The sequence below is a fragment of the Mesorhizobium sp. AA23 genome (assembly GCF_001672435.1).
GTDB lineage: Bacteria > Pseudomonadota > Alphaproteobacteria > Rhizobiales > Rhizobiaceae > Mesorhizobium.
In genome coordinates, this window is the sequence record NZ_LYTP01000010.1 from 22589 (window position 1) to 47304 (window position 24716).

At 64.9% G+C, this 24716-nt stretch carries 26 protein-coding genes; 10 read left to right on the top strand and 16 right to left on the bottom strand.

Going from position 1 to position 24716, the window contains the following annotated elements; translation table 11 throughout:
• Positions 1-74 precede the first annotated feature (74 nt).
• A complete protein-coding gene (locus tag A9K66_RS09795) occupies positions 75-743 on the top strand; it encodes an outer membrane lipoprotein carrier protein LolA (RefSeq protein WP_066998340.1) in 669 nt (222 codons plus the stop codon).
• 103 nt (positions 744-846) lie between these two features.
• The gene (locus A9K66_RS09800) at positions 847-1647 is read left to right on the top strand and encodes an exodeoxyribonuclease III (protein WP_067322968.1); all 801 of its coding nucleotides are present in this window, start codon (positions 847-849) and stop codon (positions 1645-1647) included.
• A 33-nt stretch (positions 1648-1680) separates the two neighbouring features.
• Here the strand turns inward: A9K66_RS09800 and A9K66_RS09805 are convergent, their stop codons facing one another.
• Positions 1681-2139 carry a cyclic nucleotide-binding domain-containing protein gene (locus tag A9K66_RS09805; protein WP_067322970.1) on the bottom strand — a complete coding sequence of 153 codons (459 nt, stop codon included), beginning with the start codon at positions 2137-2139 and terminating at the stop codon, positions 1681-1683.
• Between the two features lie 246 nt (positions 2140-2385).
• The gene (locus A9K66_RS09810; protein ID WP_066998380.1) at positions 2386-3069 is read right to left on the bottom strand and encodes a response regulator transcription factor; all 684 of its coding nucleotides are present in this window, start codon (positions 3067-3069) and stop codon (positions 2386-2388) included.
• A gap of 83 nt (positions 3070-3152) precedes the next feature.
• Here A9K66_RS09810 and A9K66_RS09815 point away from each other — a divergent pair, with 83 nt between their 5' ends.
• On the top strand, positions 3153-3749 hold the full coding sequence (locus tag A9K66_RS09815; protein WP_067322973.1) for a L,D-transpeptidase: 597 nt from the start codon (positions 3153-3155) through the stop codon (positions 3747-3749).
• A gap of 89 nt (positions 3750-3838) precedes the next feature.
• Here A9K66_RS09815 and A9K66_RS09820 read toward each other — a convergent pair whose 3' ends face one another.
• Positions 3839-4096 (bottom strand): DUF1127 domain-containing protein, encoded by a 258-nt coding sequence (locus A9K66_RS09820; RefSeq protein ID WP_067322976.1) that lies wholly within the window; start codon positions 4094-4096, stop codon positions 3839-3841.
• 131 nt (positions 4097-4227) lie between these two features.
• On the opposite strand from A9K66_RS09820, the gene gcvA reads away from it, so the two are divergent.
• Positions 4228-5154 (top strand): transcriptional regulator GcvA, encoded by a 927-nt coding sequence (gcvA, locus tag A9K66_RS09825; protein WP_067322978.1) that lies wholly within the window; start codon positions 4228-4230, stop codon positions 5152-5154.
• Positions 5155-5226: 72 nt separating this feature from the next.
• Here the strand turns inward: gcvA and A9K66_RS09830 are convergent, their stop codons facing one another.
• From A9K66_RS09830 to tsaD, 6 genes are all read right to left on the bottom strand, one after another.
• Entirely contained in the window at positions 5227-5652 is a 426-nt protein-coding gene (locus A9K66_RS09830; protein ID WP_067323129.1) for a DUF1761 domain-containing protein, read from the bottom strand.
• 50 nt (positions 5653-5702) lie between these two features.
• Positions 5703-6374: a methyltransferase gene (locus A9K66_RS09835; protein WP_067322981.1), complete on the bottom strand. Its 672-nt coding sequence runs from the start codon at positions 6372-6374 to the stop codon at positions 5703-5705.
• A complete protein-coding gene (locus tag A9K66_RS09840) occupies positions 6371-6796 on the bottom strand; it encodes an EVE domain-containing protein (RefSeq protein WP_067322984.1) in 426 nt (141 codons plus the stop codon). Before A9K66_RS09840 ends, A9K66_RS09835 begins: the two co-directional genes overlap by 4 nt.
• A 102-nt stretch (positions 6797-6898) precedes the next feature.
• Positions 6899-7195 carry a YciI-like protein gene (locus tag A9K66_RS09845; protein WP_066998315.1) on the bottom strand — a complete coding sequence of 99 codons (297 nt, stop codon included), beginning with the start codon at positions 7193-7195 and terminating at the stop codon, positions 6899-6901.
• A 17-nt stretch (positions 7196-7212) separates the two neighbouring features.
• On the bottom strand, positions 7213-8238 hold the full coding sequence (locus tag A9K66_RS09850; protein WP_067322986.1) for an NAD(P)H-dependent glycerol-3-phosphate dehydrogenase: 1026 nt from the start codon (positions 8236-8238) through the stop codon (positions 7213-7215).
• Complete coding sequence (gene tsaD / locus A9K66_RS09855) at positions 8235-9320, bottom strand: tRNA (adenosine(37)-N6)-threonylcarbamoyltransferase complex transferase subunit TsaD (RefSeq protein WP_197507464.1); 1086 nt, start codon at positions 9318-9320, stop codon at positions 8235-8237. The genes A9K66_RS09850 and tsaD overlap by 4 nt, the downstream gene beginning before the upstream one ends.
• Positions 9321-9547: 227 nt before the next feature.
• Here tsaD and hemC point away from each other — a divergent pair, with 227 nt between their 5' ends.
• From hemC to A9K66_RS09885, 6 genes are all read left to right on the top strand, one after another.
• Positions 9548-10474: a hydroxymethylbilane synthase gene (hemC, locus tag A9K66_RS09860; RefSeq protein ID WP_067322989.1), complete on the top strand. Its 927-nt coding sequence runs from the start codon at positions 9548-9550 to the stop codon at positions 10472-10474.
• A gap of 1 nt (position 10475) precedes the next feature.
• Positions 10476-11189, top strand: a complete 714-nt coding sequence (locus tag A9K66_RS09865) for a uroporphyrinogen-III synthase (protein ID WP_067322993.1) — start codon at positions 10476-10478, stop codon at positions 11187-11189.
• 105 nt (positions 11190-11294) lie between these two features.
• Entirely contained in the window at positions 11295-12767 is a 1473-nt protein-coding gene (locus A9K66_RS09870; RefSeq protein WP_067322997.1) for a mitofilin family membrane protein, read from the top strand.
• A 10-nt stretch (positions 12768-12777) separates the two neighbouring features.
• The gene (locus A9K66_RS09875; protein ID WP_067323000.1) at positions 12778-14349 is read left to right on the top strand and encodes a heme biosynthesis protein HemY; all 1572 of its coding nucleotides are present in this window, start codon (positions 12778-12780) and stop codon (positions 14347-14349) included.
• 32 nt (positions 14350-14381) lie between these two features.
• Complete coding sequence (locus A9K66_RS09880) at positions 14382-14861, top strand: TerB family tellurite resistance protein (RefSeq protein ID WP_066998287.1); 480 nt, start codon at positions 14382-14384, stop codon at positions 14859-14861.
• A gap of 18 nt (positions 14862-14879) precedes the next feature.
• Positions 14880-15596: a glutamine amidotransferase gene (locus tag A9K66_RS09885; RefSeq protein WP_067323003.1), complete on the top strand. Its 717-nt coding sequence runs from the start codon at positions 14880-14882 to the stop codon at positions 15594-15596.
• Between the two features lie 70 nt (positions 15597-15666).
• Here the strand turns inward: A9K66_RS09885 and A9K66_RS09890 are convergent, their stop codons facing one another.
• From A9K66_RS09890 to A9K66_RS09920, 7 genes are all read right to left on the bottom strand, one after another.
• On the bottom strand, positions 15667-16905 hold the full coding sequence (locus A9K66_RS09890; protein ID WP_067323006.1) for an MFS transporter: 1239 nt from the start codon (positions 16903-16905) through the stop codon (positions 15667-15669).
• 157 nt (positions 16906-17062) lie between these two features.
• Positions 17063-18163 carry a pyridoxal phosphate-dependent aminotransferase gene (locus tag A9K66_RS09895; RefSeq protein ID WP_067323011.1) on the bottom strand — a complete coding sequence of 367 codons (1101 nt, stop codon included), beginning with the start codon at positions 18161-18163 and terminating at the stop codon, positions 17063-17065.
• 110 nt (positions 18164-18273) lie between these two features.
• A complete protein-coding gene (locus tag A9K66_RS09900; RefSeq protein ID WP_067323014.1) occupies positions 18274-18738 on the bottom strand; it encodes a MucR family transcriptional regulator in 465 nt (154 codons plus the stop codon).
• Between the two features lie 190 nt (positions 18739-18928).
• Entirely contained in the window at positions 18929-19633 is a 705-nt protein-coding gene (locus A9K66_RS09905) for an ROK family protein (protein ID WP_067323017.1), read from the bottom strand.
• 16 nt (positions 19634-19649) lie between these two features.
• Complete coding sequence (zwf, locus tag A9K66_RS09910) at positions 19650-21026, bottom strand: glucose-6-phosphate dehydrogenase (RefSeq protein WP_067323020.1); 1377 nt, start codon at positions 21024-21026, stop codon at positions 19650-19652.
• Positions 21027-21042: 16 nt separating this feature from the next.
• Complete coding sequence (gnd, locus tag A9K66_RS09915; RefSeq protein ID WP_067323024.1) at positions 21043-22050, bottom strand: phosphogluconate dehydrogenase (NAD(+)-dependent, decarboxylating); 1008 nt, start codon at positions 22048-22050, stop codon at positions 21043-21045.
• 31 nt (positions 22051-22081) lie between these two features.
• Positions 22082-24499 (bottom strand): glucan 1,4-alpha-glucosidase, encoded by a 2418-nt coding sequence (locus A9K66_RS09920; protein WP_067323027.1) that lies wholly within the window; start codon positions 24497-24499, stop codon positions 22082-22084.
• Positions 24500-24716: the final 217 nt, after the last annotated feature.

Sequence of the window (24716 nt, forward strand, 5' to 3'; positions counted from 1 at the left end):
TGCGACCCGCCAAACTTAGGCCCAACTGGCGGTCCAAAGACTGCGACCAAGGCAAATCACAGGAAGTGAACGGCATGAAGACCCAGACAGATTTCGCTCCGACCCGCCGACAGCTGCTCGGCCTTGGCCTGGTGCTTGCGGGCGCCGCCGCCATCAATGTCGTGCCGGGCTTCCAACTTCTGGCCTTGGCTCAGGCCGCCGTTCCGCCGGCGGCGCAAAAGATCGCCGACCATTTTTCCTCGGTCAAATCGATGAGCGGCGAATTCGTGCAGTTCGGCCCGAAGGGCGAGCAGACCGGCGGCAAGTTCTTCCTCGAACGTCCCGGCAAAATCCGTTTCAACTATGACGGATCGTCGAATTTCCGGGTGATCTCGGACGGCAAGTCGGTCGTCATCCTCAACAAGAAGCTGAACACCTCCGACCTCTATCCGCTGTCGAAGACGCCCTTGAAGCTTTTGCTCGACGACCGGATCGATCTCTCCGGCGGGCGCGTGAAGGCCGTCAAGGAAGAAGACGACCTCACCACCATCCAACTCTCCGACAAGTCGGTGTTCGGCAACGCCAAGATCACCATGATGTTTGATCCGAAGACCTATGAACTGCGCCAGTGGACGATCACCGACGCGCAGGGCAAGGACACGACGGTGATGATCTTCAACGTCAAGGAAGGCGTCTCCATTCCGGACGGCACCTTCGCCATCGACTATACGGCGAACCGCGAGCTCAATACCAAGACGCGGTAGGTCCGCCCATATTCAGGGCAGGGCCGGCTTGCAGCGCGGGCCGGCTTGTCTTTATGGCGCGTGGCTGGCAGTAGATCGGCGATCTTTTGCCGGACCTGCCTGAATGCCCTTCACCATAGCCACCTGGAACATCAACTCGGTGCGTCTGCGCATGCCGATCGTCGAGCGGCTGCTCAAGGAGCACGCGCCGGACGTGCTCTGCCTGCAGGAAACCAAGGTCCCGGACGAGCTGTTTCCGGAAAAGGCTTTCCGCAAGGCCGGATACCAGCACATCCTGTTCCACGGCCAGAAAGGCTATCACGGCGTGGCGACGGTCGCGCGCCGGCCGATCGCGCTGGTCGAGAAGCGGCGTTTCTGCGAGATCGACGACAGCCGGCATCTCTCGGTCAGGGTCCAGGCCGGCGGCAGGTCGATTCTGCTGCACAATTTCTACGTTCCGGCCGGCGGCGATGAGCCCGACCCGGAGATCAACCGGAAATTCCGCCACAAGCTCGATTTCGTCTATGAGATGAACAGCGTGCCGGCGAGCGAGCACGATGCCTCGATCCTGGTGGGCGACCTCAACATCGCGCCGCAGGAGCATGACGTGTGGTCGCACAAGCAATTGCTCAACGTCGTCAGCCACACGCCGGTCGAGACCGAAAACTTCGAGGCGATGCGGCGGGCCGGCGGCTGGGTTGACCTGATGCGGCTCAACGTGCCGGCCGAGCAAAAGCTCTACACCTGGTGGAGCTACCGCGCGAAGGACTGGCAAGCATCGGACCGCGGCCGGCGGCTCGACCATATCTGGTCGTCCGCCAATCTGGTGCCGAGCTTTGCCGGTTACGAGATTGTCAAGGCGGCGCGCGGCTGGGAGAAGCCGTCGGACCATGTGCCGGTCATCGCTAAGTTTGAATTGGATTGAGCGCTATCAATCGGCAGAGACGCTGCGGCGCGTCTATTCCGTAAACCGTGGCGCGAGCTCCTCGATGCGGGCGATCATCTCTTGGAATTCCTCCAGGATGCGCTCATGCAGCTGCACCGCGAGCTCCGGATATTCCTCGAGGATGCGGCGAAACATCTTTCGGCTCAAGCGGATAACTTCCGAATCGATCGCGGCCGAGGCGCTGGTCAGCCGGTTGGTGTCGGCGATAAGGGCCAGTTCGCTGAGCATGGCGCCGGGGCCTGCCGTGCCGATCGGGACGCGTTCGCCGGTGCCTTGCTCGCGATAGAGGACTATGCGCCCGCTGACGACGATATAGGCCGAGTCGGCCACGTCATCCTCGCGGTAGAGCTTGTGGTCGGCCTGCAGAAAAGTGGTCTCGGCGCCGAAGGCCAGCAGGCGCAACTGTTCCTGCGTGAAGCCCTGAAAAAGCTTCACGGCGGACAGGATGCGGATGTCGTCATCCAGCGCCATGCTAGCTGTGTCCCCGAGCGGTCAGTCCAGTCCCTCCTTTGGAGCGCCGTCTCCTTGCGGGAGCGCGCACTCCAACTTTCAATCACGCATCGTGCGATGCGTGCAGCGAGCCGATCCATCACCCTCCAGCATCAGGATCGTACCCGAGGCAATCCCGCCCGACCGCCTATCTGTTTGGTTCGACGCAATTCCGATCGGAAAACCGCTTTCACACTTTTCCTGGAATCGCTCTAGATCATGAAATGTTTAAGGAACCAGCTTGTAGCCGCCGCTTTCTGTCACAAGAATTTCGGCATTGGAAGGATCGCGCTCAATCTTCTGGCGCAGCCGGTAGACATGGGTTTCCAGCGTGTGGGTGGTGACGCCGGAATTGTAACCCCACACTTCTTCCAAGAGCACGTCGCGCGTTACCACCTTCTGGTCGGCGCGATAGAGATATTTGATGATCGAGGCTTCCTTTTCGGTCAGCCGCACCTTGGCGCCGCGCGGATCGATCAAAAGCTTCTGGCTGGGCTTGAAGGTGTAGGGGCCGACCGAGAAGGTGGCGTCCTCGCTCTGCTCGTGCTGGCGCAACTGCGCACGGATGCGCGCCAAGAGCACCGCGAAGCGGAAAGGCTTGGTGACGTAATCGTTGGCGCCGGCCTCGAGCCCCAGAATGGTGTCGGAATCGGTGTCGTGGCCGGTCAGCATGATGATCGGGGCCTTATAGCCGCCCTTGCGCAGGATCTTCACCGCCTCGCGACCGTCCATGTCTGGCAGGCCGACGTCCATGATGAGCAGATCGACAAGGCCGCCGCGCGCCGTGGCGACGCCTTTTGCGGCAGTGGCTTCCTGCTGGACGTCGAATTCCTCGTAGAGCGCCAGTTGCTCGACGAGGGTGGCTCGCAGGTCGTCGTCGTCGTCAACGATCAGAATGGTGCGTGATGTCATGATCAATCCGTTGTTTTAAAAAGAATATTCAGTTGACCTCCCCCCATTTATGCGGAAGCTCACCGGCGCAACAGTCGTTCACAGTGATTTGTTCCGTGAGACAATCATACAAGAAAAAACGCGCGCGCAATGCGGCAGGCGAATTTTTGCCGAAGGGGCTGCATGTCCTGGTTGTGCGTGCGAGGCCCGGCAACCCTGCGCAGGGATTGCTGCAAGCCGGCCAAACGGTGTTTCCCTGCGCCCTCGGGCGCGGCGGCATTTCCGCCAGCAAGCGTGAGGGCGACGGCGCGACGCCACTGGCTGCGATGCGGATATTGTCAGGCTATTTCCGCAACGACCAGTTTCCCGGCGGCCGCCGGACGGGGCTGGCGATGGCGCCGATCGGCCCGGATCTCGGCTGGTGCGAGGTGCCGGACGACCGCAACTACAATCGGCCGGTGAAGATCCCTTACGGCGCCAGCCATGAACGGATGCGGCGCGCCGACCGGCTCTACGATGTGTGCCTGGTGCTGGACTGGAACATCGTGCCGCGCCGGCGCGGGTGCGGCAGCGCGATCTTCTTCCATCTGGCGCGTCCCGGCTTCACGCCGACGCAAGGCTGCGTCGCGGTGACGGCGCGCACCATGGCGAGGCTGCTGCCGCTGCTGTCGGACCGGACGGTGGTGAAGGTGGTGAGGTAGGGAGTAGGGGGTAGGGGTAGGGGAGTAGGATATGTCACGGAGGACGCACGGCCACCGAAGCGAGATTCTCTGCCTACTCCCCTATTCCCTCAGTGCCGCTTAGGCTGCTGCCAGCCGGTATCCAGCAATCCGATCCGGCCAAGGTCCCGGTTCATCGCCTTTGCGACGTCCCTGCGCTCGACGCCGATGTCGCGCAGCTGGCGGTCGGAGAGATCCTCGACGGATTCGTCGGGAAGCCGAGCGGCGACCCGGGCCTGGCGCAGCCACTCCAATGCCGAACGCAGCCAAAGCGTGATGCCGGAGTTGGATTTCGGAGCGGCGTGGGACTTCAGGACGATCTCGGTCATGGCGCTATCCGTGTTCTCCGGATATCAAATCCGGTTTGATGGTTTATCGATGCAGCCATCTTGCCGGATTGAAAAACAAACGGGAAACGAGTAGTTCTTGTCCGATCATCAAGTTTTGTTTGGAGATTGGGATGGCCCGCTTGCTGCCCGGAACGCGTGCGTTGAGGACGTTCGAGGCAGCGGCGAGGCACCTCAATTTCACCCGTGCCGCGGACGAGCTTGGCCTGACGCCGGCGGCGGTCAGCCACCAGATCAAGGAAATAGAGGATCAGCTCGACCTCGTGCTGTTCACGCGCACCAGCCGCACCATGCGGTTAACCGAAGCGGGAAACGTTCTGTTCGAAGCTTCGGTCGATGCGCTTGACCTGCTTGGCCGCGCCGTTACCCGCGCGCGCAAAATGACGAGAGGCACGGCGCTGCTGAAAGTGACGCTCGACGCGCAGTTCGCAACCAAGTGGCTAATGCGGCGCGTCGACGGTTTCCGCCGGCAGAAGCCGGGCGTCGAGTTGCGCTTCGATATTACCTATGAAGTCAGGGATTTCGAGCGGGACGATGTCGATATCGGCATTCGTTTCGGCAGCGGCAAATATCCCGGGCTCTGCGCGCACCGGCTGTTCGAGAACATCATCATCCCCGTCTGCAGCCCGGCGCTGCTCGCCTCAGGCCCGCCGCTGAAGGAGCCGCGCGATCTCTTCCACCATACGCTGGCGCATATCGAATGGTCACGGCAGGGCGTCACTTGGCCGAACTGGAGCATGTGGATGCACGCGGCAGGGGTCGAAGATTTCGACGACAGCCGCACCCTTGTCTTCGGGTCCTCGGCCGACGCCGCGCAGGCGGCGCTCGACGGCAATGCGGTGGCGCTTGCCGACTTCGCCATGGTGGCCAACGACCTTTCGCAAGGGCGGCTGATCCGGCCCTTCGAACTCGGCATCAAGGTCGCGCCGGAGTTCGCCTATTTCCTGGTTTATCCGGAAGCGATGAAGGACGACGCGCGCATCGTCGCCTTCCGCGAATGGCTTCTCGACGAAGTCACGAAAGACGCAGACGCGGGTTAGCGACGCTCCGGACCGCTCTCTCTGTTTATCGGGCGCAATTCCGACGGAACCGTTTCACTTCCTGGAATTGCTCTAGCCTGCCGGCGCGGCCGGCGCGCCGAACCAACCGATCACGGCGCCGATGATGAGCAGCACGCCGAGCCAATGGCCGGCATCGATCAGCGTGAGGTCCCAGCCAAAGCCCTGATAGCGGTGGTTGACCGACAACGTGGTGGCGACGAAGCCAAACCAGAGCACAAAGCCGAAGATCACGCCGGCGAGCGGGTTGGGCTCGCCGCCGGTCATCGCGCCGACCACCAGCGTCATGACCAGCGCCATGACGAGCTCGGCGACGAAGCTGACGATGAACGGAACGGCCGAGCGCTTCATCGTCGCCGGATCGAGCTTTGCCGCCTTCAGCCAGGGCTTGCTCAGGCCCATGTACCAGGCGGCACCGAACAGCCACGCCATGACGGCCGCGGCGATCACCGCCAGCCAGTTCACCGTTGAGAAATCCATAGAATCCGCTCCCGAAAGATGAGCGATGGAATCCCTGTTCGCCGGCTGCGTCAAGCCGAAGCGGCGGAAACCCATCGCCACACGGTCGTGCGCTTGACCTCGGCATCCTCCAGCACGCGCGTCACCGGCACCTGGTAGACGGCGAGCGATTGCAGTCCGGTCTTCGGCAGATAGGCGCGCCCGGGATCGCCGACGAGGATGTCGGCGCCGCGCGCCTTGAGGCTCGTGAACCACGGCGTCAGCCTCTCCGCCAAAGGCTTGTCGTAGAAGACATCGCCGGCCAAGACGAGGTCCCAGCCGTCATCGGTGCCGATGGAGTCCGCATCCAGGAAATCGGCCTTCACGCCATTGGCTTCCAGGTTGAGGGCGATGACCGTCGCGCAAAAGGGATCGATATCGGCCGCGGTCACTTCAGCCGCGCCGGCTTTCAAGGCAGCGATGGCGACCATGCCGGAGCCGGAAGCGAAGTCGAGCACGCGTTTGCCCTGCACCGTCGCCGGATGGTCGAGCACATAGCGGGCAAGGCCCTGGCCGCCGGCCCAGGCGAAAGCCCAGAAGGGCGGCGGCAGGCCGATCTCGGCCAGCTCCTCCTCGGTGCGCAGCCAGAAGTCGTGCGCCTCGTCAGCCAGGTGCAGCAGCACTTCCGGCACGTGCGGCGGCGCCATCAGCGCCGTATTGTCGAGGATGAATGTCCTTGCGTTTTTGGGGGTGAGCCTGGTCACGGCGCCGGGTCGAGGCCAGCCATGCGGCAGACTTCTTTCCACTCTGCCGGCGTCACCGGCTGCACGGAAAGCCGGCCAAGCCGCACCAGCGCCATGTCGGCCAGCTTCGGATTGGCCTTGACCTGTTCCAGCGTCACCGGCTTCGGCACGTCCTTGCAGGCGCGGATGTCGACGCATTCCCAGCGTGGGTCGTCGGTGGTGGTGTCGGGGTGGGCAAGCGCGCAAACCTCGGCGATGCCGACGATATCGAGGCCTTCATTGGAATGGTAGAAAAAGCCGAGGTCGCCGATCTGCATGGCTTTCATGTTGTTGCGCGCAGCGTAGTTGCGCACGCCGTCCCACTGCGTGCCGGCCTTGCCCTTCGCCTTCAGCGCCTCGAAGGAAAAGACCGAGGGTTCGGACTTGAACAGCCAGTAGTTCATCTCAGTTGTCCCCTTGCCATTGTCGGTTCGCCACGATTGAAGCGTTGGCGCTCTTCCTTATCCTTTCCCCGTACTCGCGGGGAGCGGGAGCGCCGCGACCGGTCACGCGGCGGCAGGCTTCTGGAAGACCCAGTTCCATGGACGGATTTCGACGCTTTCGAACAGGCCGGCCTTGGCATAAGGGTCGGCGGCCGCCAGGGCTTGCGCGCCGGCCATGTCGGGCGCCTCGATCATCACCAGGCTTCCGTCAGGCTTGCCGGCAGCGTCGAGGAAGGGACCTGCAAAAGCAAGTCTTCCTTCGCTGATCAGGCCTTCCAGGAACGCCGCATGCGCCGGCCTCGTGTCGGCGCGCAGCTGCAAGCTGCCGGGCTTGTCCTTGCAAATCAACGCAAACAGCATGTTTCAACTCCGAGGCTTCAAATGTCGGTTTCGGTTTTGAGCGGCCGCGTCATCAGCGCCGTCACAGCCTGGCCGATGGTCACCTTGCCATCGAGGATGGCGGCGACCGCGGCAATGATCGGCGCCTCGATGCCGCGCTCGGCGGCGATGCGGGCGGCAATGGCGGCCGTCGGCACACCCTCGGCGAGCGGCAGGCCGGTGAGCTCCTTGCCTTGGCCGAGCGCCAGGCCATAGGCGAAGTTGCGCGACTGCGCCGAGGAACAGGTGAGCAGCAGGTCGCCGAGGCCGGAGAGCCCCATCAGCGTCTCCGGCCTGGCGCCGAAGGCGGCGCCGATGCGGCGCAGCTCGACGAAGCCGCGCGTCACCATGGCGGCCTGGGCGCTGGCGCCAAGCTTGGCTCCGGTGACGGCGCCGGCAGCAATGGCGAAGACGTTCTTCAGCGCGCCGCCGATCTCGACGCCGATGAGATCGTCGCTGGAATAGCAGCGCAGGTTCTCGGCCGAGAAGCGGGCGGCGAGATCGGCCGCCAGTTCTCCGTCGCGGCCGGCCACCACCACGGCCGTCGGCAGGCCGCGCGCGACATCGCTGGCGAAGCTCGGGCCGGAAAGTGCCGCGACCGGGTTGTCGGGCAGGTTTTCCTCGACGATCGAGGACAGCAGCGCCCCGGTGTCTCGCTCGATGCCCTTGGCGCAGAGGACCAGCGGCACGCCGGATGGCACATGGCCGGCGGCAGCGGCCAGAACCGCGCGCAGCGATTGCGCCGGCGTTACCGCCAGCACGCAATTCGCACCGTCGAGCGCAGCAGCGATATCGCTGGTGGCGACGATGCCGGGCTCGATCGCGATGCCGGGCAGATAGTGCGGGTTTTCGCCACGGTCGATCGCGGCGACGGTGTCGGGATCGCGGGCATAGAGGCGGACAAAATGGCCGGCGCGCAGCATGGCGAGCGCCAGCGCCGTGCCCCAGGCGCCGCCGCCAAGCACCGCTACGCGCCAACCGCTGGGCGCCTTGGCCTGTGCGCCGTTCGTGACCGCGTCAGTCATGCCTTTGCCCCGCGACGGCCCGAGCCGACCAAGGGAGCCGAAACACTGTCCAGCGGCCAGCGCGAGCGCGGCACGAAGTCGGCGGCGCTAGCGTCGACCATCCCGGCGCGCAGCCGCTCGATGCCGGCCCAGGCGATCATCGCGGCATTGTCGGTGCAAAGCTTTTGCGGCGGCGCGACGAATGCGAAGCCGGCCTTGGAACAGCGCGCCTCCAACGTCGCCTTGATCGTGCGGTTGGCGGCGACGCCGCCGGCGACGACCAGCGCCGGCTTTGCCGTGTCGGGAAATTCCCTGCGGAAACGGGCGAGCGCCCGCGCGACACGGTCGCCCAGCGCATCGGCCACCGCAGCCTGGAAGGAGGCGCAGATGTCGGCGACGTCCTGGTCGCTGAGCGGCGCGATTGCCGTTGCCGCCTGGCGCACAGCCGTCTTCAGGCCGGAGAAGGAGAAATCCGGCTGCGCCGACCCTTTCATCGGACGCGGGAGGGCAAAGCGGCTCGCATCGCCGCCGGCCGCTGTCTTTTCTACGTTGGGCCCGCCCGGATAGGGCAGGCCAAGCATCTTGGCCGTCTTGTCGAAAGCCTCGCCCAGCGCATCGTCGATGGTCGTTGCCCAGCGCTGGTAGTCGCCGACGCCGCGCACCGCGACGATCTGGGTGTGGCCGCCGGAGACCAGCAAGAGCAGATAGGGAAAGTCGAGCCCCTCGTTCAGCCGGGCAGTCAGCGCGTGACCTTCGAGGTGGTTGATGGCGATCAGCGGCTTGTTCGCGGCGGCGGCGATCGCCTTGGCGGTCATCAGACCAACGATCAGCCCGCCGACCAGCCCCGGCCCGGCAGTCGCGGCGACGGCGTCGACCTCATCGAGCGATACGGCCGAATCGGTCAGCGCTGCCTCGACGATCCCATCCAGCGCCTCGACATGGGCGCGCGCGGCAATCTCGGGCACGACGCCGCCGAAGGCGGCATGCTCCTCGATCTGGCTCAAGACGACATTGGAGAGGATTTCGGGCGCGGAGTCGCCGTCCAGCGCCACCACGCTGGCGGCCGTCTCATCGCAGCTTGTCTCAATGCCCAGAACGCGGATCAATTCGTCGCTGTCCTCGAAGATTGTGTCTCCGACCTTTCCTATATAGGAGGTCTGTCGATAGTAGGTGATGCCGGCCTGCAAATGGCGGTTTTCTGCGCTTCCGGCGCTCGCGTACCCAAAAGTACGCGCCGCTCCGGTTCTCGAAATCCGCCATTTTCGGCTCGGCCTGACCTGAATCTCGGCAGACCTCGAAATCGCTTGGGGGTTATCACGGACCGCGCGCCATGCAAACAACCTTGAAAATCGGAACACGCGGCAGCCCGCTGGCGCTCGCCCAGGCGCATGAAACGCGGGCGCGGCTTATGCAGGCGCATGGCCTGCCCGAGCAGGCCTTCGAAATTGTGCCGATCTCGACCAGCGGCGACCGCATTCAGGACCGGCCGTTGTCGGAAGCGGGCGGCAAAGGCCTGTTCACCAAGGAGATCGAGGAAGCGCTGCTCGATCGCCGCATCGATATCGCCGTGCATTCCTCGAAGGACATGCCGACGGTGCTGCCCAACGGGCTGGAGCTTTCCGTCTTCCTGCCGCGCGAGGACGCGCGCGACGCCTTCATCGGCAAGACCGCGAAGCGGATCGCCGATCTGCCGCATGGCGCCACGATCGGCTCGTCGTCGCTCCGGCGCCAGGCGCTGCTCCGCCGGATGCGGCCGGACCTCAATGTGGTGATGTTCCGCGGCAATGTGCAGACCAGACTGCGCAAGCTGGATGAGGGCGTGGCCGAAGGCACCATCCTCGCCTATGCCGGGCTGAAGCGGCTCGGGCTCGAGAGCGTGATCACCGATCTGATGCCGCTGGATGTCTTTCCGCCGGCGCCGGGGCAGGGGGCGATCGGCATCGAAAGCCGCATCGGCGACGGCGCGGTCGACAATATGTTGGCGGCTATTCACGACATGCCGACCGGCCAGGCGCTGGCTTGTGAGCGCGCCTTTCTTGCTGCGCTCGACGGCTCCTGCCGCACGCCGATCGCCGGCCATGCGATCGTCTCGGACGAAAACCTGTCTTTCGCCGGGCTGATCATCTCGCCCGACGGCACCGAGTCGCATGAGGTCAGATTGAACGGCCCGGCCCGGGACGCGGCGAATATCGGCGCGGAAGCCGCGCGGGCCGTTCGCGCCAAGGCCGGCGCAAAATTCTTCGACGGCTGGGCCTGACATGGTCCGCGTCCTGGTGACGAGGCCGGAACCGGGCGCCTCCCGCACGGCCCGGCGGCTTCTGGCCCAGGGGTTCCAGCCCGTCCTGCTGCCACTGACGGAAACAGTGGCGTTGCCGGTCGAGGCAAGCGTCCTTCCCGCTGCTGCCGCGGTTGCCGTCACCAGCGCCAATGCGGTGCGCTATGCGCCCAAGGAACTGGTCGCCGCGCTTGCCGCCCTGCCTTGCCATGCGGTCGGGACAAGGACGGCGGAAGCCTGCCGTGCGGCTGGATTTACGTCCGTCTTTGAAGGCCCAGGCGATGCCGAAGCACTGGCCGGCCAGATAACCGCCGAACTTACGGGCAAGGAGATGGTTTATCTTTGTGGCCGGGTGCGCTTTCCGGTGTTCGAAGAACGGCTGGCGGCAGCCCGGGTGCGTGTCCGGCCTGTCGAGACCTACGACACCATCGAATTCGATTATGGCGACGATGCCGTCGTTGCCCGATTGTCGGGCACGCCGGTCGAGGCAGTGCTGCTCTATTCGGCCAAGGCGGCACCCATGATGATTGGCCTGGCCATGCGCCCAGCACTGCGGCATCTCTTTGAACGGGCGGAGTTTTTGGCCCTGTCCGTAAGAATCGCCAAAGAATTGGACGGGGTTGGCGGGCAAAAGGTTCGCATTGCCTCTCAACCCGACGAGGACGCGCTGTTCCAGCTTTTGTCGCTACCGGGCTGAGCCGCGTCATCACACCGCCCCTTTTCACCGCTTGGTGATGTGGTAGAGCATCCTTGAGCTGTAGACCCTTTGAACCATCCTCAAGCCAATTTGCGGAGCCCAAGCATGGTCAAGACGCCTAAGGTGCGACATTCGAAGAGCCGCCGCGAGCCGGTGACCATCGAACTCGAACCCGGCGCCGTCTCGCGAATCACCGACGAGGATGCCGACAATACCGATACCAACACGGAACGAACCGACGAGGCGAAGGCAGAGGAAGGGGCTGCTGCTTCGCAGCCGGAAGCTCCCGAAGAGCCGATCCATGCCGAACAGGCCGACATCGAGCCGTGGGAACACACCGACGCGGCGCGGGGCGGAGCTGACCAGGCTGGAACCAACAAGGATGGGGCGCAAGCATCCTATCCGGGCACGGATGAGGCTCCGAAGAGCGAACCAAAAAGCTTCGGCTACAGTTTCGAGGATGCGTCGGCAGCCAAGACCAGTTCTGCCGCCTCGGCGTCGAAGCCGAGCGAAACCCGAAGCGACGATCGCGACTTCCCGGCCGCCAGGCGCTCAGGCGTCAACATGATTGCTGCCGGCGTGATCGGCGGCGTTGTCGCGCTTGCCGGCGCCGGCCTTCTGCAAGCGGTAGGGCTGCTCGGTTCTCCGACTTCGGTCGGCGGGCCCTCGCCCGACGGCGTCACCGGCGAGATCGCTTCGCTGAGAAGCCAAATCGCGGCACTTAAGGAGGCGGCCGATACCGGCGCTTCGGCCAAGGTCGACGGCCTGTCCTCGGCGCTCGACCAGGTGAAGTCGGACCTCGCGGCGCTGAAATCCTCGCCCGGCCAGGGCGACGACGGCGCCGCGCTCAAGGCGCTCACCGACAAGGTCGGCCAGGTCGAGACGTCGGTCGCCGACCTGCAGAAGGCCGGAAATGCTGCACCGGTCGATGTCGCCCCGCTCAACGAGAAGCTCGCCGGGCTCGACGCGCTTGTGAAATCGGCGGGCGACGCGGCGAAGGCGGCGGACAGCCGGATCGCGGCGCTGGAACAGTCGGTGCAGCAGCTCTCCGGCAAGGTCGACGCGCAGGCCTCGCAGCCGAAGATCGCGTTGGCGATTGCCGCTTCGGCGCTAAAGGCGGCGCTCGATCGCGGTGCGCCGTTCGCGACCGAGCTCGACACGTTCGCCGCCATTGCGCCTGACTCGCCGGAGCTTGGCGTTCTGCGCGGCTATGCGGAAAAAGGCGTGCCCACGCGAGCCACCATCGCTTCCGAGGCCGAAGCCGCCGCCAACGCCATGATCGAAGCGGCAACGCCGGTCGACCAGAATGCCGGCTTCTTCCAAAGCCTGGTGTCGAGCGCGAAATCGCTGGTGCAGGTGCGGCCGGTCGGCGCCGTCGAAGGCAAGGGCGTGCCGGAAACGGTCGCGCGCATTGAAGTGGCAGTCAACCAGGGCGACTATGCCAAGGCGCTCGCCGAATACGATACCCTGCCCGATGCGTCGAAGGCGGCCGGCGCCGACTTCGCCAGCAAACTGAAGGCGCGGCTCGAAGTCGAAAAGCAGATCGAAGCGCTGATTGCCGGCGCGACCAAGGCATGAGGACCGTCAGATGATCCGCATCCTCGCCTTCCTCGCCGTCGTGTTCGCGCTGGGACTCGGCTTTGCCTGGCTGGCCGACCGCCCGGGCGAGATGATCGTCACCTTCAACGGTTACCAGTACCAGGTCACGCTGATGGTGGCGGCGGTGGCGATCGTCGCCGTGGTCGCAGCGGTGATGATCGTCTGGTGGCTGATCAAGTCGCTGTGGAACAGCCCTTATGCGATCTCGCGCTATTTCCGGGTGCGCCGCCGCGACCGCGGCTACCAGGCGCTGTCGACGGGGATGATCGCGGCCGGCGCCGGCGACGGCGCGCTGGCGCGCAAGAAGACCAAGGAGGCCGCCAAGTTGATCAGTTCCGACCAGGAGCCGCTGATCAACCTGCTCGATGCGCAGGCCTCGCTGCTCGAAGGCGACCATGAAGGCGCGCGGGAAAAGTTCGAGCGCATGCTCGATGATCCGGAGATGCGGCTGCTCGGCCTGCGCGGGCTCTATCTCGAAGCTGAGCGACTGGGCGACCGCAACGCCGCGCGCCACTATGCCGGTCGTGCCGCAGCCGTGGCACCGCAGCTTGCCTGGGCGGCGGAATCGACGCTTGAAGAGCTGACCGAGCGCGGCGACTGGGACGGCGCGTTGAAGCTGGTCGAGGCGCAGAAATCGACAAGGCAAATCGAACGCGATGCCGCCAACCGCCGCCGCGCCGTGCTGCTCACTGCCAAGGCGCAGGCGCTGGTCGACAGCGATCCGAACGCTGCCCGGACCGCGGCCCTCGAAGCCAACAAGCTGGCGCCCGGTTTCGCGCCGGCCGCGGTGATCGCGGCCAACCTGCTGATTAAGCACAACGATGTGCGCAAGGGTTCCAAAATCCTGGAGACCGCTTGGCGGGCCGAACCGCATCCGGATATTGCCGAGCTCTACATCCATGCGAGGCCGGGCGATGCCGTGCTCGATCGCCTCAACCGGGCGAAAAAGCTGCAGGAATTGAAGAAGAACCATGCCGAATCGTCGATGGCCGTGGCACGCGCCGCGCTCGACGCGCAGGATTTCGCCACCGCCAGGCGCGAGGCGGAATCCGCCATCCGCATTGATCGCCGCGAAGGCGCCTATCTGTTGCTGGCCGACATCGAGGAGGCCGAAAGCGGCGACCAGGGCAAGGTGCGGCAGCTGCTGTCCAAGGCTGTGCGCGCGCCGCGCGATCCGGCCTGGGTGGCGGACGGTGTCGTCTCGGAGCGCTGGGCGCCGGTATCGCCGATCACCGGCAAGCTCGACGCGTTCACTTGGCGCGCGCCGATGGAGCGGCTCGGGCAACTAATCGACAGCGAGGTTGAGGAGGCGGTTCCCGCGATCGCTGCATCGGCGCCCGCTTTGCCGGCTGACGAGAGAGCGATCGACCTTGAGCCCGATAGTTCGGCCGAGAAGGCGGCCGCCGAGGCGCCGAACGGCATCGAGAGGGAAACCGAGGTCGCCGCCGCCGATGACATGGTGGTCGAGCAGGCGCCGGAGTTGCCGCGCTTGCCGGATGATCCCGGCGTCACGCCGGAAGACGAGGCGGAAAAATCGCCGCGCCGGTTTCGTTTGTTTTGAGGCTCGGCTTGGCGGACAGGGAAAAAGCATCGATGTTCGAACGCGTATTGTCCTTCCTGAGGGATTTGCCTGCTGCGGGCGCGAGCAAGCCAAGCGCGGACGATCCGCGCGTCGCGGCCTCGGCGCTGCTCTATCACGTGATGAACGCCGACGGCGTGCGCCAGGATATCGAGTGGGAGCGCTTCAAGGAGATCCTGGCCGAGACCTATTCGATCAGCGGCGACGAGCTCGACGCGCTGGCCGCCGCCGGCGAGCGTGCCGATAACGAGGCGATCGACCTCTATGCCTTCACCAGCGTGCTCAAGCGCCATCTGGATGCCGAGGCGCGCAAGGCCTTCATCGGCCTGATGTGGGAGATCGTCTACGCCGACGGCGAGCTGCACGAGCTCGAGGACAACACCGTCTGGCGCGTCGCCGAACTGATCGGTGTCGAGCGCCACGACCGCATCGAGGCGCGCCGCAAGGCGGCGGCCGAAGCGCCGGGCGCGCGGGGCACATCGAGCGACGAATAGCTGGACCTTTCTTCTTCCATGCCACCCAGACCCAGGCCGAGACCAAAAATCCTGATCGTGCTGCATCAGGAGACTTCGAGCCCCGGCCGCGTCGGCCATATGCTTCTGGAAGAAGGTTTCGATCTCGACATTCGCCGGCCGCCGCTTGGCGAAGAGCTTCCCTGCACTTTGGACGGCCACGCCGGGGCGGTGATCTTCGGCGGGCCGATGAGCGCCAACGACCACGACGAGTTCGTCCGGCGTGAGACCGAGTGGATCGAAATCCCGCTCAAGGAAAACCGGCCTTTTCTTGGGATCTGCCTCGGCGCGCAAATGCTCGCCAGGCATCTTGGCGGCAGGGTCGAGGGCCATGGCGAAGGACTGGTCGAGATCGGCTGGTATCCGCTGAAGGCGACCGACGCCGGCAAGAAACTGCTGCACTGGCCGGAGATGGTCTACCAGTTCCACCGCGAGGGCTTTTCCCTGCCGAAGGACGCGACGCTGCTCGCCACGGCCGAAACCTATCCCAACCAGGCTTTTCGTTATGGCGAGAATGCCTGGGGCATTCAGTTTCATGGCGAGCTGACCAGGGTGATGATGCAGCGCTGGGTGGTGCGAGGCGCGCATCGCTTCGAGCTGCCCGGCGCGCAGCCCGGCCGCGATCATCTCGGCGGCCGGCTGATCTGGGACATGCACCTCAAGCGCTGGCTCGGCGAATTTTTGAGCCTGATCTTCGGCAAGCCGGCCGTCGGATAGATTTTGCCGCAATTGCAGAGGGAAGCCGCTGCACTCTTCTAGTCCGGCCGTCAAGTTGCTGCGCCGGCAATTAGTTCCTGCTATTCAAATGCCGCACCTGCCGCAGCGCAGGGAACAACCAAGCCCAGATCCCGGCAACCGCGATGGCGCCGATGCCGCCGATCACCACCGCCGGCACGGTGCCGATCAGCGCCGCCATGGTGCCGGCGCGGAACTCGCCAACCTCGTTGGAAGCGCCGACGAAGACCTGGTTGACGGCGTTGACGCGGCCGCGCACCTCGTCCGGCGTCCAGAGCTGGATCAGCGTCTCGCGGATATAGACGCTGAACATGTCGGTGGCTCCGAGCATGGCGAGCACCACGATCGACAGCCAGGTGATGGTCGAGACGCCGAACAGGACGGTGAAGGCGCCGAACAAGGCGACGAAACCGAGCATGATCTTGCCGGCATGGTCGCGGATCGGATGGCCGGCGAGCCAGACCGCCACGGCGATGGCGCCGATGCCAGGCGCCGAGCGCAGCAGGCCGAGGCCCCAGGGCCCAAGCTCCAGAATGTCGCGGGCATAGACCGGCAGCAGCGCCGAGGCGCCGGAGAGCAGCACCGCGAACAGGTCGAGCGAGATCGCGCCGAGCACGATCTTCTCGCCCCAGATGTAACGAAAGCCGGCAAACAGGGTCTGCATCGTCGGCTTGTCGGTGGCCGTCTGCTGCGCGGGCTTGGGGATGGTGAAGACGAGCAGCGCGGCGACAAGCATCAGGATCGCCGCAGTAGCGTAGGCGATCTCCGCCGAAAGGCCGTAGAGCAGGCCGCCGGCGACCGGGCCGACGATGGTTGCCGTCTGCCAGGCCGACGAATTCCAGGCAATGGCGTTGGCGAAATCCTGTGGCGGCACCAGATTGGCGACCAGCGAGGACGAGGCCGGCCCGTAGAAGGCGCGGGCGATGCCGAACATGGCTAGCACGACGAAGATCGGCAGCGGGCCGCCAAGGCCGCGCAGCGTCAGCAACAACAGAGTGAGCGCACAGCCGGCCTCGACGAACGACGCCAATGTCATGATCAGGCGGCGGCCGAAGCGGTCGGCGACGACGCCGGTGACAAGCACCAAGAGCAGCGACGGCAGGAACTGGACGATGCCGACGATGCCGAGGTCGAAGGGATTGCGCGTCAGGTCGTAGATCTGCCAGCCGACGGCGACGGAGACGATCTGGGTGGCGAAAGTGGTGAGGAAGCGCGCCGTCCAGTAGCTGAGATACGGCCGGTGCCGGAAGGCGGCGTAGCGCTGTTCAGGTGAAGTTGCTTCGGCGGTCATGATTCGAGGGCCCCGTTGTGACATCGGCCGGCGGGGCACTTCCACGGTGGGCGCTGTTCCGGCCGGAGACCCTTAGCCCAGTTCGCCTCGTCGCGCGCGCAAAAAATCGGCGCCGCATGAAGGATCTTCGGGATTGTCGTTCGCGGTGGAAAGAGGCTCAGTCTCCCAGCGCAGCGGAAATCGCTTGCAACCCGCCGCGCAATTCCGCCTCTTTCGGCCAGCCGAAGCCGACGCGGAAGAAGCGCTTCGGCATCTCGAACCAGTGGCCGGGGCCGACATAAGTGCCGTGTTCTTCCAGGAGCCGCAAGTAGAACCGGTCGAGGTCGAAATCCGCATCGACATTCAGCCGCGGGAAGCCGACCACACCGCCTTGCGGACGCACCCAGTCGACCAGCGGCTCGCCGTCGATCCAAGCCTGGACGATATCGCGGCGCTTGGCCATCTCCGGCAACAACGATGAAAGGAAGGCATCGCGCCGCTCGAGCATGAAGCGTGCGATCGCCTCGTCGATGACACTGCCGCAGATGCCGATCTGCTCCTTGGCGGCGAGGAAAGTCTCTTGCAGAGCGTGGTCCTTGCTGACCAGCCAGCCGATGCGGATGCCCGGAATGCCGAATGCTTTCGAAAGGGAACAGACGCTGATCGCGCTTGGACTGAGCGATGCCGCGGAGGGCAGGCGCTCGCCATAGGACAGATCGCGATAGGTTTCGTCGACCAGCAGCCGGCAGCGGCGGGTTTCGGCAAGCGCGACCAGCGCGTCGAGATCGGCGCCGGTCATCATCGTGCCGGTCGGGTTGTGCGGGCAGGTGACGCTGATCAGCCTGGTGTTCGGCCGCACCGCCGCCGCGACGCGCGCGGCATCCACGGCGAAGCCCTCGTCGAAGTCGAGATCGACATAGGTGATGGCGCAGCCGATCGCCTTGGGCGTCTCGATATTGGTGGCATAGTTCGGCCGCACGACGACGAGATGGTCATCGGCCGAAAGCAGCGAGGTAGCAATGATGAACAGCGCGCCGGCAGCGCCGGCTGTAACCAGCACGTCGTCCGGGGAGAGCCCTTTGTCCTGCCCGGCGATCAGCGCGCGCAATTCCTTGTCGCCGCGATGCTCGCCGTAGAACAAGGTGAGGTCGGGCAGCGAGAGGCCGATATCGGCAAGCTTCTGGTCGGCGATCGAGCTTTCGGAGAGATTGAAGCGGATCCGGTCGTAGCCGTATTCCTCCGGCGCTTCCTTCTCGATCACCATCCTCGCATAGTTCATGGCTCACCCGAACAGCATTCGCTTGTCTTATCCAAGCCAAAAGCAGGAAGCCTGCCAAGGCGGATTCCTTGGCAGGCTTCTTCAAACCGTTGGCACAGGGCCAAGATCGTTCAGGCGGGGGCCTTTACCTTCCTGGCCTTTGCCGGCTTCTCCGGCTCGGCTTCGGCCTTGCGGCCGAGGCCGATCGACTTGGCGAGCTCGGAGCGCGATGCCGCGTAGTTAGGCGCGACCATCGGGTAGTCTGCCGCCAGGCCCCATTTGGTCCGGTAGGCTTCCGGGCTCAGCCCGAAATGCACGCCGATATGACGCTTCAGCGATTTGAACTTCTTGCCGTCCTCGAGGCAGATGATGTAATCCGGCGTCACCGAGCGCCGGGGATTGACGGCAGGAACGGGCGGCGGTGCCGGCGGAGTCGGCGGCTGGTTCAGGGCGCCGATCGAGGAGGCGACACTGGCGATGAGCTCGCCCAGGCCCGAAGCAGGCAGCCGGTTCTTGGCGACATAGGCCGACACGATGTGGGCGGTGAGCTCGAGCAGGTCGACATCTTCCTTGGCTGCATTGGTTTCCTCGTCCACGTCAGTCCTCCTCTATGCCGCACGGCCACAAATCGGGATGTAAAATCAGCGCGCTGCCGCGCCCTTGGCGCGCCGAGGCAGGCGCATGTGCGGCAGGCCGGCGGATTCCTAGTCGGCAAACCTGCGCGGCGCAACGACAGGTCGTGCGACTACACGCTATTTTGAACGACTATACTGAAAAGTAAAAATATCAGACGATCAGCGCCTTATCGCGCCACAGTCGAAATCCGCCTTCGAAGGCACGTGTGTTGTCGCCGCGCCTGGATCTTTCAGGCAATTCATCGAGCTTGTCGACATTGCCGCCGCCGATGACCACATAGTCCGGCTGCAAGGCGGCGCGAAGCCTGTTTACGACATCGAAAACGTATCTGCGCCATTTTTTCTTGCCGTGCTTTTCCAGGCCGCGCTCGCCGACATAATCCTCGAAGCTGCCGCCCTTCTTGTAAGGAAGATGAGCAAGCTCCATCGGCTGCCCGACATTGTCAAGGATCATGGCGGCGCCCAGGCCGGTGCCGAGGCCGAGGAACAGCATACGGCCGCCGTCATAGCTGCCGATCGCCTGCAGCAGCGCGTCGTTGACGACTTTGACCGGCTTGCCGAAGGCGGCGGCGAAATCATAGCCGTTCCAGCCCTTGCCGAGATTGAAGGGGTCGAGCGAAGGCTTGTTGTCCCTGACCGGGCCAGGGTAGCCCATCGAAATGACGTCGTAATCCAGGCCCTCGGCCAGCTTCTTCACCGAAGCCACCATCTGCTCAGGTGTCAGGCCCGGCCCGGAATCGGTGCGGCGCATCTCGCCGCCGGCGCTGGTGAGAATTTTCACACGCGATCCGCCGACGTCGATGGTGAGGACGACCTGCCCGTCCTTCGTCGAAGCCCGTTTTGCTGCTTTCGCCATCCCGTCCCCCGAGAAGCTATTTCGTCGGATTGATCCAGCCATTGGGCGGGCCGAAGCCGTTCATGGCGTCGGCCGGCCCCCAGGTCTTCGGCGCGTAAATCGGAGGCGGCGTGGTGTCGCCAAGCACCGGTCCGACGATCCGCCACGCAAGCTCGGCCGCGTCCTGGCGCGTGAAGAGCTGGCCGTTGCCGTTCATCGCGTCGCCGATCAGCCGCTCATAGGGCGGCATATCGCCCTTGGTGTCGTCGAGCGCGGTCAGTTCCACCTGCTCGCCGATCATGTCGTCGCCGGCTACCTTGCGCTGGGCGCCGATCGAGATCGCCACCTGCGGATCGATACGGAAACGGACATAGTTTGCGTCGCCCGGCTTGATCGGATCGAAGACGTCGAGCGGCGGGCGCTTCAGCCGCACGATCACTTCGGTCGCATGCACCGGCATGTTCTTGCCGGCGCGGATGAAGAAGGGCACGTCCTGCCAGCGCCAGGTGTCGACGAAGAAGCGTACGGCGGCGAAGGTCTCGACCGGCGAGTTCGGCCGCACGCCCGGTTCGGCCAGATAGCCGTCGAACTGGCCGCGCACGACATCGTCCTTGGTCAAGGTGCGGATGGCGCGCAGCACCTGCACCTTCTCGTCGATCAAATCGTCGGCAGAGCGGCCGACCGGCGGCTCCATGGCGAGCAACAGCAGGATGTTGAGCAGATGGTTCTCGATGACGTCGCGGATGCAACCGACGTCGTCATAGAACTTGCCGCGGCCTTCGATGCCGAAATCCTCGGCCATGGTTATCTGCACGCTCTCGACGAAGTTGCGGTTCCAGATCGGCTCGAGGAAGGCGTTGGCGAAACGGAAATAGAGCAGGTTCTGGATCGCTTCCTTGCCGAGATAGTGGTCGATGCGAAAGATCGACTGTTCGTTGAACACCAGATGCAACACGCGGTTCAGCCAGTGGGCCGACTGCAAATCGTGGCCGAAAGGCTTTTCGACCATCAATCTGGCGCCCCGCGCGGTGCCGGATTGTTCGAGGCCCTGGACGACGGTTTCGAACATGGTGGGCGGCACTGCCATGTAATGCAGCGGCCGCTGCGCCGAGCCGAGCGCTGCCTTCAATTTCTCGAATGTCGCCGGGTCGCGATAGTCGCCGCTGACATAGCGCAGCAGCGAGGCGAGCTTGGCGAACACCTTGTCGTCGACGCCGCCCAGCGCATTGAAGACGCCGTCGCGGGCGCGGTCCACCAGCTTGCCAAGATCCCAAGGATCGAAAGCGACGCCGATCACCGGCTCGCTCAGCGTCCCCTTGGCGACCATGTGATAGAGCGCCGGAAATATCTTCTTGTGCGCAAGATCGCCGGTCGCCCCGAAAAGCACCAGCGTGTCGGACCTCTCCTGGCTCATCCCGTCACTCCCGCCCTCACGCCTTCGGCTTTTCGACATGGCCGCCGAAAGCGTAACGCATGGCGGACAAGAGCTTGTCGGCGAAGGCGGATTCGCCTTGCGAGGAGAAGCGGTCGAACAGCGCCGAGGAGAGCACCGGCGCCGGAACGCCGGTATCGATCGCGGCCTTGAGCGTCCAGCGGCCTTCGCCGGAATCGGAGACGCGGCCGCCGAACTGGGCGAGCGACGGATCGTTCTTCAGCGCGCCGGCGGTGAGATCGAGCAGCCAGGAGCCGATGACGCTGCCGTGGCGCCAGACTTCGGCCACGGCGGGCAGGTCGATGTCGAACTGATAGTATTGCGGGCTTTCGAGCGGGCTGGTTTCGGCGTCCGCCGTGCGGGCGCGCTTGCCGGCATTGGCCGATTTCAGGATGTTGATGCCCTCGGCGTAGGCCGCCATGACGCCGTATTCGATGCCGTTATGAACCATCTTGACGAAATGGCCGGCGCCGCTCGGCCCGCAATGCAGATAGCCGTAAGGCGCGGTTCCGGCGCCTTTCGGCGGATTGGAGCCCGGGTCGGCGCCCGGCGCCAGCGTGGCGAAGACCGAATCCAGGTGTTTCACGGCGTCGTCGGGGCCGCCGATCATCAGGCAGTAGCCGCGCTCCAGCCCCCAGACGCCGCCGCTGGTGCCGACATCGACGAAATTTATGCCCTTGGTCGCCAGCTTCGCCGCCTGGTCGACGGCATCGTGATAATAGGAATTGCCGCCGTCGATGATGATATCGCCCGGCTCCATCAGCGCCGCAACCTGGTCGACGATCCTGCCGGTGATCGCCGCCGGCAGCATCAGCCAGGCGCATCGCGGCTTGGCGAGCTTGGCGACGAACTCCTCCAGCGAGGCGGCGCCGATGGCGCCGTCCTTGACCATGCCGGCGACACTTGCCGAATTGATGTCGTAGACGACGCATTCGTGGCCGTCGCGCATCAGGCGGCGCACCATGTTGGCGCCCATCCTGCCCAGTCCCATCATTCCGATCTGCATGGTGTTATCCTAATAGCTTGAGGAAAGAACCTTACTGGCTATCCGAAGGATCGATGCCGACGGTGAAGTCGACATTCTCCCAACGGCTCGCTTCGGGCCAGAAAAATGTGAAGACGACCGTCGATCCCGGCTGCAGGCCGGCGACATCCAGGTCAACCAGATGGACGCCGAAGGCGTTCTCCACCGTGTTGTCGTCGCGCACCGTCAGCCATTTGTCGCTACTCCAGTGAACCACGCCGCGCGCCGCAAGTTCCACGCGCAGGAGCTTGCCGGCGGGAAGCGAGCGGATCTTGTTGTTGAAGCGCCATGTCCTGAACGGCGACACGGTTTTGCGCTTGATGTAGCGCTCGACGCCCTGCGGCGGCATGTCGAAGACCTTGCCGTCGCGCAGCGAGCGCAGCAGCTTGATGTGCTCGGCATGCGCCCAGACCAGCGGCATGGCGCTGCCCGATGGCGCGCCGAGCCGCAATTCGCGCTCCGGCAGGTCGGGTCTGTCCCACACCTGTTCCGGCAGCAGGCCGCCTGCACCGGCCGAGCGCTCGAAGGTTTCGAGCAGTTCGGCCGCTTTGCTGGGTCGCCCAGCGGCCAGTTCGTAATGCGCGCGCTCGCCGGCGAGCAGCGGCCAGGGCCGGCCCCGGCCGGTGCCATCGAAGGGCGAACCATCCTCATGCTCGCCATAGCCGTCGCCGGTATAGCGGTACCAGAGCGGGCCCTGCGGCAACTCGCAGCGCAGAAGCGCGTCGATGGCTTTGACGGTGTTCACGATGCGCGCATCGTCGGCGGCTCTCAGTCCGAAGCGGACCAGCGCCAGCGCGTCGGGACTTATGATGGCCTCGGCCGGCCGATGGCTATCGCCGGGCGGGCGGTTCTTGATCGGCACGAAACCGTCCTTCGGCGAAGCGGCGCCAGCACCGTCGGGCGGTGCGATGCGGACATGGTAGCCGTCGATGCCCTCCCTGGCGCAGAGTTCGGTGCCGGTGACATAGGTCCAGCGCTCGATCTGGTCGTTCCAGCAGTCGGCCGTCTCGCGCAGATAGTTTGCCGGTTCATTTTTGCCGCAAGCATCCAGCATGTCAGCCGCCGCAAGCAGCGCCGCGATCTCGACGGCCAGCGTGAACGGGCTGTAGCCGGCGTCCTCTTCCCAGCGGTCCTCGCCGGTGACCGGGCCGTTGCGCACCACATAGGAAGCCGCGCTTTCGATCATGGCTAGGAAGTCGTCGAGCTTCGCGCGCGGCAGATGACCCGCGCGGCGGAGCGCGTCGGCAAGCAGCAGCGGAAAGGCGCATTCGTCCATCTGGATGCCAGGCCAGTAGGGCGTGCCGCTCGCCCAGCAGTTCTGCGGCCAATGACCGTCCGCCTGTTGGATCGAGCGGAGATAGGTGAGGACATCGAGCGCCTGCCTGGCGTCGCCGGCTGCAAGGAAGCCCCCCGCCGTTTCGACCAGGTCGCGCGGCCAGACCAGATGGTAGCCGCCGAGATCGTCGTCGCCCATGCTGAAGCCCCAGGGGATCGAAAGACTGGCGACTGCGGCTCCAGGCCTGGCGATCGACAGATGCGAGGCAAGGACGGCGGTACTGACGCGGTAGGTGTTCAAGCCGGAGGCGGCTTGCCTGTCGAGCGTCTCCAGGCCGGACTGGAAATTCCGCCAACTGGCGGCATAGGTTTCGGCGGCCGCATCGAAACCGTCCTTCAGGCTGGCCAGCGCGGCCTCCGCCGCCTCTTCCGGCGAGGCGCCGAAGCCGAGCGCCAGCAATGCGGTGCCCTTGCCTGTCGAGAAGCCGATCTCGCCGGTCAGCGCCACATTGCCATCCTCCGCGCGCTCAGCGGCAGGATCGAGCGCGCCGCCATTCCGCAGCTGCTGCCAGCCGTCGGAGAAACCGACATAGCCGGCCGAGCATGCGCCCCAGGGCAGCGAGGCGGCAAGCGCGACCGAGATGCCGCGGCCTGAGGCAAAGAGGATACGCTGCCCCTTGTGCTCGCCGACCCAGGCGGTGTTGCCCATGCCACGATTGACGAGATGCGGCGCGAGCAGCGCGTAGACCTGGTATTCCGAGGCTGAGCCTTTGAGCGCCGCGAATGTGATTTCCTGCAGCAGAACGGGCCGTTTCGAATCCGTAACGATGCGCTTTTCAATCCGATAGGAGCCATTGACCGCCGTGTTGACCAGGCGATAGCCGGGGACGCCGGCTTCGAATGGCTCGACAAGATGGGCGGCATCGCGTTTCTCTTCCGAGAAATAGCCATCGGGACCGGTAATGATCAGCCCCAGGTCGCGCGTGCAGGCGCTGTCGAGGCGGGGATAATAGACCTCGTTCAATATGCCGTGACTGATGGTGAACCAAAGCGGGCTGTTCGCTGAAAGCCCGGTGCCGACGCCGCTCTTGGCGCTTGACGTCCAGCGCGCGGGAATTCCCGGGGCGCCCTGAGCAACGGTCGGCGTCACTGCCATCAATTGGCCTCCTGCGGCCGTTCCTAGACCAGGAGCCGGCGGCTTTTCAATCGCCGCACCCGAAGTTGATCGGGCTCGGGTCGCTTGACCCATCGTTGACAGCGGCGCTGTCAAGCGCTCACTATTTCTCGGGCAGGGAGGAACTGCGGAAAACAGGATCGAGGCCGCGCGGCGCAGCTTGGCTGTCGTTCCACGGCATTCATCAGGGGGACAGGGA

Coding starts and splice junctions, on each gene's coding strand:
- A9K66_RS09795 (WP_066998340.1), top strand. CDS start 75: ATGAAGACCCAGACAGATTTCGCTCCGACCCGCCGACAGCTGCTCGGC.
- A9K66_RS09800 (WP_067322968.1), top strand. CDS start 847: ATGCCCTTCACCATAGCCACCTGGAACATCAACTCGGTGCGTCTGCGC.
- A9K66_RS09805 (WP_067322970.1), bottom strand. CDS start 2,139: ATGGCGCTGGATGACGACATCCGCATCCTGTCCGCCGTGAAGCTTTTT.
- A9K66_RS09810 (WP_066998380.1), bottom strand. CDS start 3,069: ATGACATCACGCACCATTCTGATCGTTGACGACGACGACGACCTGCGA.
- A9K66_RS09820 (WP_067322976.1), bottom strand. CDS start 4,096: ATGACCGAGATCGTCCTGAAGTCCCACGCCGCTCCGAAATCCAACTCC.
- gcvA (WP_067322978.1), top strand. CDS start 4,228: ATGGCCCGCTTGCTGCCCGGAACGCGTGCGTTGAGGACGTTCGAGGCA.
- A9K66_RS09830 (WP_067323129.1), bottom strand. CDS start 5,652: ATGGATTTCTCAACGGTGAACTGGCTGGCGGTGATCGCCGCGGCCGTC.
- A9K66_RS09840 (WP_067322984.1), bottom strand. CDS start 6,796: ATGAACTACTGGCTGTTCAAGTCCGAACCCTCGGTCTTTTCCTTCGAG.
- A9K66_RS09845 (WP_066998315.1), bottom strand. CDS start 7,195: ATGCTGTTTGCGTTGATTTGCAAGGACAAGCCCGGCAGCTTGCAGCTG.
- A9K66_RS09850 (WP_067322986.1), bottom strand. CDS start 8,238: ATGACTGACGCGGTCACGAACGGCGCACAGGCCAAGGCGCCCAGCGGT.
- hemC (WP_067322989.1), top strand. CDS start 9,548: ATGCAAACAACCTTGAAAATCGGAACACGCGGCAGCCCGCTGGCGCTC.
- A9K66_RS09865 (WP_067322993.1), top strand. CDS start 10,476: ATGGTCCGCGTCCTGGTGACGAGGCCGGAACCGGGCGCCTCCCGCACG.
- A9K66_RS09870 (WP_067322997.1), top strand. CDS start 11,295: ATGGTCAAGACGCCTAAGGTGCGACATTCGAAGAGCCGCCGCGAGCCG.
- A9K66_RS09875 (WP_067323000.1), top strand. CDS start 12,778: ATGATCCGCATCCTCGCCTTCCTCGCCGTCGTGTTCGCGCTGGGACTC.
- A9K66_RS09880 (WP_066998287.1), top strand. CDS start 14,382: ATGTTCGAACGCGTATTGTCCTTCCTGAGGGATTTGCCTGCTGCGGGC.
- A9K66_RS09885 (WP_067323003.1), top strand. CDS start 14,880: ATGCCACCCAGACCCAGGCCGAGACCAAAAATCCTGATCGTGCTGCAT.
- A9K66_RS09890 (WP_067323006.1), bottom strand. CDS start 16,905: ATGACCGCCGAAGCAACTTCACCTGAACAGCGCTACGCCGCCTTCCGG.
- A9K66_RS09895 (WP_067323011.1), bottom strand. CDS start 18,163: ATGAACTATGCGAGGATGGTGATCGAGAAGGAAGCGCCGGAGGAATAC.
- A9K66_RS09905 (WP_067323017.1), bottom strand. CDS start 19,633: ATGGCGAAAGCAGCAAAACGGGCTTCGACGAAGGACGGGCAGGTCGTC.
- zwf (WP_067323020.1), bottom strand. CDS start 21,026: ATGAGCCAGGAGAGGTCCGACACGCTGGTGCTTTTCGGGGCGACCGGC.
- gnd (WP_067323024.1), bottom strand. CDS start 22,050: ATGCAGATCGGAATGATGGGACTGGGCAGGATGGGCGCCAACATGGTG.
- A9K66_RS09920 (WP_067323027.1), bottom strand. CDS start 24,499: ATGGCAGTGACGCCGACCGTTGCTCAGGGCGCCCCGGGAATTCCCGCG.